This window comes from Pseudonocardia sp. EV170527-09, from assembly GCF_008369905.1.
Classification (GTDB): Bacteria; Actinomycetota; Actinomycetes; order Mycobacteriales; family Pseudonocardiaceae; genus Pseudonocardia.
Genome location: NZ_VRMC01000142.1, coordinates 1 through 8,058, shown reverse-complemented (window position 1 = coordinate 8,058; position 8,058 = coordinate 1). Strand labels below are relative to the sequence as shown.

Annotated in this window: 8 protein-coding genes; 1 reads left to right on the top strand and 7 read right to left on the bottom strand. The window is 71.5% G+C overall.

Annotated features, from left to right (window positions below):
* From FVA95_RS26660 to FVA95_RS26630, 7 genes are all read right to left on the bottom strand, one after another.
* The coding region (locus tag FVA95_RS26660) for a trans-aconitate 2-methyltransferase (RefSeq protein WP_240051755.1) at positions 1–989 on the bottom strand (989 nt) is incomplete at its 3' end.
* Between the two features lie 152 nt (positions 990–1,141).
* Positions 1,142–1,381 (bottom strand): YbdD/YjiX family protein, encoded by a 240-nt coding sequence (locus FVA95_RS26655; protein WP_240051754.1) that lies wholly within the window; start codon positions 1,379–1,381, stop codon positions 1,142–1,144.
* Positions 1,382–1,383: 2 nt separating this feature from the next.
* The gene (locus FVA95_RS26650; protein WP_149666578.1) at positions 1,384–3,630 is read right to left on the bottom strand and encodes a carbon starvation CstA family protein; all 2,247 of its coding nucleotides are present in this window, start codon (positions 3,628–3,630) and stop codon (positions 1,384–1,386) included.
* 143 nt (positions 3,631–3,773) lie between these two features.
* On the bottom strand, positions 3,774–4,295 hold the full coding sequence (locus tag FVA95_RS26645) for a general stress protein (RefSeq protein WP_060713173.1): 522 nt from the start codon (positions 4,293–4,295) through the stop codon (positions 3,774–3,776).
* A gap of 167 nt (positions 4,296–4,462) precedes the next feature.
* Positions 4,463–5,656, bottom strand: coding sequence for an acyl-CoA dehydrogenase family protein (locus FVA95_RS26640; protein ID WP_149666577.1), 1,194 nt, complete (start codon positions 5,654–5,656; stop codon positions 4,463–4,465).
* 46 nt (positions 5,657–5,702) lie between these two features.
* The gene (locus FVA95_RS26635; RefSeq protein WP_060713175.1) at positions 5,703–6,662 is read right to left on the bottom strand and encodes a CoA ester lyase; all 960 of its coding nucleotides are present in this window, start codon (positions 6,660–6,662) and stop codon (positions 5,703–5,705) included.
* Positions 6,663–6,827: 165 nt separating this feature from the next.
* On the bottom strand, positions 6,828–7,754 hold the full coding sequence (locus FVA95_RS26630; protein WP_149666576.1) for a PhzF family phenazine biosynthesis protein: 927 nt from the start codon (positions 7,752–7,754) through the stop codon (positions 6,828–6,830).
* Between the two features lie 130 nt (positions 7,755–7,884).
* Between FVA95_RS26630 and FVA95_RS26625 the strand changes: the two genes are divergently transcribed.
* A partial coding sequence (locus tag FVA95_RS26625) for a leucine zipper domain-containing protein (protein WP_149662471.1) occupies positions 7,885–8,058 on the top strand: 174 nt, incomplete at its 3' end.

The window sequence follows — 8,058 nt, the reverse complement described above, 5'->3', positions numbered from 1 at the left end:
GCCGTGGGGTGGGCGGGGGCACCGGGAGGAGACACGGGCGCCACGGCGGCGTCCCCCTCGCCCAGCTCGACGTCGTCGCCGTCGAGCACCTGGTCCGGGAGCGTCTCGGCGTAGCCGGGGTCCTCGGGGCCGCCCTCGTCGACGGGCCCGGTCGTGTCCCGGTGGGCGGGGACGGGCTCGTCCCGCCGCGGCCGCCACCCGGCCGCGGCGATGGCCGAACCGCGGGCGCGGCGTTCCTGCCGCTCCCCCACCACGTCGGGCTCGTCGGGACGCCGCCCCAGGAACGTGTGCACGAGGTGCTGCTGGACCCCGCCGACGGTCTGGACGCGCACGTCGTCGAACCCGGCGCGCTCCATCCGGTGCACCATCTGCTCGGGCCCACCGGCCGTCGCGATCCGCCGGGCCCGGTAGCGCGCGAGATCCGCGGCCCCCCAGCGCAGCGAGGCCATCGGGAGCATCCAGGTCCAGTTCGCCGCGGTCCACCGCATCCGGCTCCGGCCGCTGACGGCGTAGTCGTGCACCGCCAGCGGGGCGCCGGGGGCGAGCAGACTCAGCAGTCGGCGTAGGCCGTGTTCGGCGTCGGGCAGGTTGGACACCAGGAAGGACGCGAGGATCCCGTCGAACGGGCCCTCGACACCGGCCTCGGCGAGAGTCTCCAGCCGGGAGTGCACGAACGTCACCCGGGGCGACCAGTTCTTCCGCCGGGCGACGGCGAGCATCTCCGCGGACGCGTCGACCGCGACCACCTCGGCACCCCCGACGCTGGTCAACAACGCCTCGGTGGACACCCCGGTACCGCAGCCGACGTCGAGCAGCCGCAGACCGTGGCCGTCGCCCAACCCCATCCGCGACGCCGACACCCGCAGGTGGGTGCGGTAGCCGGGCAGGGTCGCGACGAAGGCGTCGTAGCCCGCGGCGCCTCGCCCGTAGGCACGGTGCACCGTGGCCGGGCGGATCTGGTCGCTCTCCTGCCACGCCTCGCCGCTCACGGGGCCTGATCCTGCCCGCACCGACCCGAGTCCGGAACCCGACGCGCCCTCCCCGGTGGGGTGTGACACCCACCCGGGAGGGCGCACTGGGCCGAACGTGGATGCCCGGCCACCCGTGCGGCGCAACGGGACCGGCCGGAACGGCGGCCACCTCAGCAGCAGCGACCCTGTGGGTTGCTCTCCTGGTACGCGGTGCGGGCCCGCCAGTACTCCCGCTCGGTCATCGGCGGATGGTCGTGCCCGCTGCGACGGTGGTGGTCGAGGTAGCGGTCGTACAGGTCCGCCCCGATCACCCCTCGCCACCAGTCGTGCAACGCCCGCAGCCGGGCGATCGTCCTGGCCCCCAGGGTCGGTGCCGCCGCCTTCGGTGCCGCCGCCTTCGGTGCCGCCACGGTCAGTGCCCCGACCGGGCCGGGGTCCCGACCGCCTCGGTCCACTCCTTCTCCAGCTCCTTCTCCGCCGGGGTCACGATGATCCCGGCCGGGGCGTAGAGCCGCGAGGGCACCGGATCGTCCTCGTTGTCCGGGCGGCCGCCCATCGCGATCGACCTCCAGGCGGCCAGGACAGCGGCGACGATCACGACGAGCGCGAGCGTCACGAACAGGATCGACAGCGTGCCCTGCACGAAGGTGTTGCGGACGACCGCCGCCATCGCCTGCGGGGTGCCCGCGGTGCCGAAGCTCGTCTGCCCGGACGCGACGGCCTCCCGGAACGCGAAGTGCTGCGCCCAGTACCCGATCTTGGGGTTCGCGGAGAAGATCTTGTACATCGACGCCGTGACCGTCACGACGGCGGCGAACGCCAGCGGCACGACGATGATCCACAGGTAGCGCACGTGCCCGCGCCGGGCCGCGATGGCCAGGCAGACCGCGAGCGCGATCGCCGCCAGGAGCTGGTTCGCGATGCCGAACAGCGGGAAGAGCGTGTTGATCCCGCCGAGCGGGTCGGTCACCCCCATCACCAGGATCGCGCCCCAGCCGCCGACCATCAGCGCGGTGCAGATCCAGGCGGCCGGCTTCCACGAGGTGTCGGCGAACCGCGGGACCACGGTGCCGATGGCGTCCTGCAGCATGAAGCGCGCCACCCGGGTGCCCGCGTCGACGGCGGTGAGGATGAACAGCGCCTCGAACATGATCGCGAAGTGGTACCAGAAGCTCATCATCGCCGGCCCGCCGATGAACTGCGCCATGATGTTCGCCAGGCCGACCGCGAGGGTCGGGGCGCCACCGGTGCGCGAGACGACGGACTCCTCGCCGACCAGGGCCGCGGTCGTCGCGAGCTGGTCGGGGGTGACGTCGACACCCGTCAGCCCGAGCTGGTTCACGAACGCGGCCGCACCCTCGACCGTCCCCAGCGTCAGCGACGCGGGCGAGTTCATCGCGAAGTAGAGCCCGCGGTCGATCGACAGCGCCGCGACCAGCGCCATGATCGCCACGAAGGACTCCATGAGCATGCCGCCGTAGCCGATCAGGCGGGTCTGGCGCTCCTTCTCGATCAGCTTCGGGCTGGTCCCCGAGGAGATCAGGGCGTGGAAGCCCGACAGCGCGCCGCAGGCGATCGTCACGAACAGGAACGGGAACAGCGACCCGGCGACGACCGGCCCGTCGTCGCGGCCGGCGAACTCGCTGAACGCGGGCGCGGCCAGCTCCGGGCGGACGACGATGATCGCCACGGCGAGCAGCACGATCGTGCCGATCTTCATGAACGTCGACAGGTAGTCGCGCGGGGCGAGCAGCAGCCAGACCGGGAGCACCGCGGCCACGAAGCCGTAGATGATCACGCCCCAGGCGATGGTGGTGCGGTCCAGGGTGAACAGTGCCTGGCCCCAGCCGGTCTCGGCGACCCAGCCGCCGGCGACGATCGCGCCGATCAGCAGCGCGAAGCCGATCCAGGAGACCTCGGAGACCTTCCCCGGTCGCAGGAAGCGCAGGTAGACGCCCATGAACAGGGCGATCGGGATGGTCAGCGCGACCGAGAAGACGCCCCAGGGGCTCTCGCCGAGGGCGTTGACGACGACCAGGGTGAGCACCGCGATCAGGATGATCATGATGGCGAGGGTCGCGATCAGCGCGGCGATGCCGCCGACCCGGCCGAGCTCCTCGCGGGCCATCTGGCCCAGCGAGCGCCCGCCGCGGCGCATCGAGAAGAACAGCACCAGGTAGTCCTGGACCGCACCGGCGACGATGACCCCGACGATGATCCAGATCGTGCCGGGCAGGTACCCCATCTGTGCGGCCAGGACCGGGCCGACCAGCGGACCGGCACCGGCGATCGCGGCGAAGTGGTGGCCGTAGAGGACCCGCCGGTCGGTCGGCAGGAAGTCCTGTCCGTTCTCCTTGTACTCGGCCGGGGTGGCGCGCCGGTCGTCCGGGCGCAGCAGCCTGTTCTCGATGTAGCGGGAGTAGAACCGGTACGCGATCGCGTAGGTGCTCACCGCGGCGAACACGAACCAGATCGCGTTGACCGTCTCCCCGCGGACCAGCGCGAGCATCACCCACGCCAGACCGCCCAGCAGGGCGATCCCCACCCACACCGCGATCTTCCACGGGGTCCACGCCCGCTGTTCGGCGAGGAGCACCTCTTCGTCCACCGCCGCCGGCGGGAGCTCGCGCTCCGCCGGTCCGCCTGACACCTGTGTCATCGCGCCCCTCCGATATGTCCGACGCGCGAACTATAGGAGGCAATGCGGCCTGTGGGAACAGATGTCCGACCGCCGACGCGGGACGGCCGCCGCCACCCGGTCGGGTGACGACGGCCGTGGGGTCGTGCGGGCGCCGGAGCCGGTCAGAAACCCCCGCCGGGGCTGCCCATCGCCAGCTTGGCCAGCATCTCGCGGGCCCGCTCGGCGTTGCGCGGCTCGCACAGGACGTCGTAGCGGCCCGCCACCATCTGGCTGGCGGACTGGAAGTCCCGGCGGCCCTTGCTCGCGCTGTAGCTGACCGCGGCGAAGGCCATGAAGAAGACCGCGCCGGACACCAGGCCGACGACGATGGGCAGGAAGTTGCCGTCCGGGGAGAACATGAACAGCAGGAGCCCGACGAACAGACCCAGCCAGGCACCCTGCGCCGCGCCGGAGGCGAGTACCCGGCCCCAGGTCAGGCGGGCGATGACCCGCTCGACGAGCATCAGGTCGACGCCGACGATCGTCACGTCGGCGACCGGGAAGTCGGAGTCGGCGAGGTGGTCGACGGCCCGCTGCGCCTCCTCGTAGGTGGCGTAGGAACCCACCGGCCATCCGGTCGGCGGAGTGGGCAGCTGCGGCAGGCCCGGAGCCGGACGAGTCTGGCCGCCGAAGGGATTGGTCATGGCGTGCTCCTCGTGGAAGATGTCCTGTCTCGTCGTCGGTGCAACGTTCGACCGGACCGCGACGTGCCCCGAAGACTAGTCGCGGAGCCGCAGGTCACACCCCACCGACCGGACGACACGGCCCCGCACCCCCGGGACGGGGTACAGGGCCGTGGACGCGGGTGCGGTCAGCGCAGCTTGTAGTCGCGCAGCAGCCCTCGGGAGATGATCGTCTTCTGGATCTCCGAGGTGCCCTCGCCGATGAGCAGGAACGGCGCCTCCCGCATGAGACGCTCGATCTCGTACTCCTTGGAGTAGCCGTAGCCGCCGTGGATGCGGAACGCCTCCTCGGTGACCTCCTTGCAGTACTCCGAGGCGAGCATCTTGGCCATGCCGGCCTCGACGTCGTTGCGCTCGCCGCGGTCCTTCAGACGTGCGGCGTTGACCATCATCAGGTGCGCGGCCTCGACCTTGGTCGCCATCTCGGCGATCTTGAACGCGATGGCCTGGTGCTGGACGATGGGCTTGCCGAAGGTGGAGCGCTGCTGGGCGTACTCGACACCGAGCTCGAAGGCCCGGATCGCGATGCCGCAGGCGCGGGCGGCGACGTTCACCCGGCCGACCTCGACGCCGTCCATCATGTGCGCGAAGCCCTTGCCGCGCTCCCCGCCGAGGATCTGGTCACCGGAGATCCGGTGACCCTTGAACACCAGCTCGGTGGTGTCGACGCCCTTGTAGCCCATCTTGTCGATCTTGCCCGGGACGACCAGGCCGGGGGCGACCTCGCCGTAGCCGGTGGGCTTCTCGACGAGGAAGGTGGTGAGGTTCTGGTGCGGGCGCTCGGCGCCCTCGTCGGTCCTGACCAGCACCGCGGTCAGGTTCGACGTGCCACCGTTGGTCAGCCACATCTTGGCGCCGTCGATGACGTACTCGTCGCCGTCCTGCACGGCCTTGGTCTTGATCGCCGCCACGTCGGAGCCCAGGTCGGGCTCGGACATCGAGAACGAGCCGCGGGTCTCCCCCGTGGCCATCTTCGGCAGGTACTTCTCCTTCTGCGCCCGCGTGCCGTGCTGGCGGAGCATGTACGCCACGATGAAGTGGGTGTTGATCACGCCGGAGACGCTCATCCAGCCGCGGGCGATCTCCTCGACCACCAGGGCATAGGTGAGCAGCGACTCGCCGAGACCGCCGTACTCCTCCGGGATCATGAGGCCGAACAGCCCCATCTCCTTCATCCCGTCGACGATGTCCTGCGGGTAGGTGTCCGCGTGCTCCAGGGCGGTCGCGTGCGGGATGATCTCCTTGTCCACGAACGAGCGGACGGTGGACAGGATCTCGGTCTGGATGTCGGTCAGACCGGCGGTCTGGGCGAGCCGGGCCATGCTGGTTACTCCTCGGTGAGCGTCGTCGGTCGGCGGGGCCGGGCCCTCAGGACTCCGGCGGGGTCCACTTGTCGGTGCGGGTCATGCCCGCCGCGCGCCCCTTGCCCGAGATGACCAGCGCCATCTTGCGGCTGGCCTCGTCGATCATCTCGTCGCCGATCATCGCCGCGCCGCGCTTGCCGCCGGCCTCGGAGGTGAAGTACTCGTAGGCGTCGAGGATGTTCTCGGCGTGGTCGTAGTCGCTCTGCGCCGGGGAGAAGGTCTCGTTGGCGGCGTCGATCTGGCCGGGGTGCAGCACCCACTTGCCGTCGAAGCCCAGCGCGGCCGAGCGGCCGGCCACCCGGCGGAAGCCGTCCACGTCCTTGATCTGCAGGTACGGCCCGTCGATGGCCTGCTTGTCGTGTGCGCGGGCCGCCATCAGGATCGACATGAGGATGTGGTGGTAGGCGTCGCCCACGTCGTAGCCGGGGGGCTGCTCGCCGACGACCAGGGACTTCATGTTGATCGAGGCCATGAAGTCGGCCGGGCCGAAGATGATCGTCTCGACGCGCGGGGACGCGGTGGCGATCGCGTTGACGTTCGTCAGGCCCAGCGCGTTCTCGATCTGCGCCTCGATGCCGATCTTCCCGACCTCGAGACCGTTCGTCTTCTCGATCTGGGTGAGCAGCAGGTCCAGCGCGACGACCTGCTGGGGGGTCTGCACCTTCGGCAGCATGATCGCGTCGAGGTTCGCGCCTGCGCCCTCGACGACCTCGATCACGTCGCGGTAGGTCCACTCGGTGGTCCAGTCGTTGACCCGGACGACGCGGATCTTCTCGCCCCAGCCGCCCTCGTTGAGGGCCTCCACGATCGTCTTCCGCGCACCGGGCTTGGCCAGCGGGGCACAGGCGTCCTCCAGGTCGAGGAAGACCTGGTCGGAGTTCAGCGTGCGCGCCTTGTCGATGAACTTCTGGCTCGATCCGGGCACGGCCAGGCAGGACCGGCGGGCGCGGAGGGTGGTGCTCACAGGCGGGCTCCTCGTCGAGTTCGTCCTCGCCCGCGTCGCGGCGACGACGTCGTCACGACCCGGGCGTTCGGGCTGGGGACTGATGCTGGCACGACGACGGCCGCGGCGCCCCGTCCAGGTGATTGGTTTCTCACCCGCCGGTGGTCAGATGGGGTTACCCGTCGGTCACCCCTGTTCGGGAGGTGGGGTCAGGGAGCCCCTGGCCACCGCGACGACGGTCCCGCCGACCCAGCTACCGACGGCCCGCCCGCCCTCGGTGCGGACGCCGGCGTAGAGCGTGGACGGACGGCCCATCTCCACCCCCTGGGTCACGACGAAGGAGTGCTCGCCGTCGTCGGTGACCAGACCGCGGTCGGCGAGGAAGATCCCGAGCGCGACGGCGGCCGAGCCCGTCGCCGGGTCCTCGGGCACCCCGATCCCGATGCCGAACATGCGGGCGTGGACCCGCTCGGCGGTGGCGTCGACGGCGGCGACGAGCACCCCGGTCGCGCCGCTGCCGGCGACCGCGGCGGCCAGCGCCGCGGGGTCGGGCACCGCGCGGGCGACCGCACCGGCGACGACGAGCAGGATCGCGAAGTCGGTCCCGGCACCGGCCACACCCGGCACGGCGGCGCCGTCGACGTCGTCGGGACCGAGGCCGAGCGCGGCGGCGAGGCGGACGGCGTCCAGCTCGGCACCGACCGACGGCGGGCCGCCCCACACCCGGGCGCCGGTCCCGTCGACTCGCACCGGCAGCAGCCCGGCGCCGCACTCCTGCACGCGGTCGCCCTCGCCGATGACGCCGTCGCGGGCCAGCACCCAGGCGGTGCCGACACTGGGATGCCCGGCGAAGGGGAGCTCGGCGAGCGGGGTGAAGATCCGCACCCGGTAGTCCGCGCCGCCCTCGGCGTCGCCGGTCGGGGCCAGCGGGAACGTGGTCTCCGACAGGTTGAGCTCCCGCGCGATGGCCTGCATCCGGGCCGTGGACAGCGCCTCGGCGCCGTGGACGACGGCGAGCGGGTTGCCGGCGTACGGACGGTCGGTGAACACGTCGACGATGTCGTAGCGGAGGGGTTCGGGGTCGCGGCCGGGATCGTGCTGCGGGTCGTTCACGGCGGGCGAGCCTAGTTGTGATGTCCAGGGAGGTTGTCCCGTCCGGGGGCGGTGAGTCTGGCTGACAGACGAAGGCCTCCGGTTGTGAAGTGGAGCTGTCTAGGAACCGCTTCACCCACCGGAGGCCTTCGTGTCCCACGCTAACGCCGCTCTGACCCCGCGCGCCCGGCTGCGGCTCGCTCAACTCGTCGTCGAGCACGGCTGGACCCACACCGCGGCCGCGACAATGTTCATGGTCTCCGCGCGGACCGCCAAGAAGTGGTCCGACCGCTACCGGGCCGAGGGGCCGGCGGGGATGGCCGAC

What these genes read in the sequence shown, in the direction of transcription:
- FVA95_RS26650 (WP_149666578.1), bottom strand. Translation starts at nt 3,630, where the DNA reads ATGACACAGGTGTCAGGCGGACCGGCGGAGCGCGAGCTCCCGCCGGCG.
- FVA95_RS26645 (WP_060713173.1), bottom strand. Translation starts at nt 4,295, where the DNA reads ATGACCAATCCCTTCGGCGGCCAGACTCGTCCGGCTCCGGGCCTGCCG.
- FVA95_RS26640 (WP_149666577.1), bottom strand. Translation starts at nt 5,656, where the DNA reads ATGGCCCGGCTCGCCCAGACCGCCGGTCTGACCGACATCCAGACCGAG.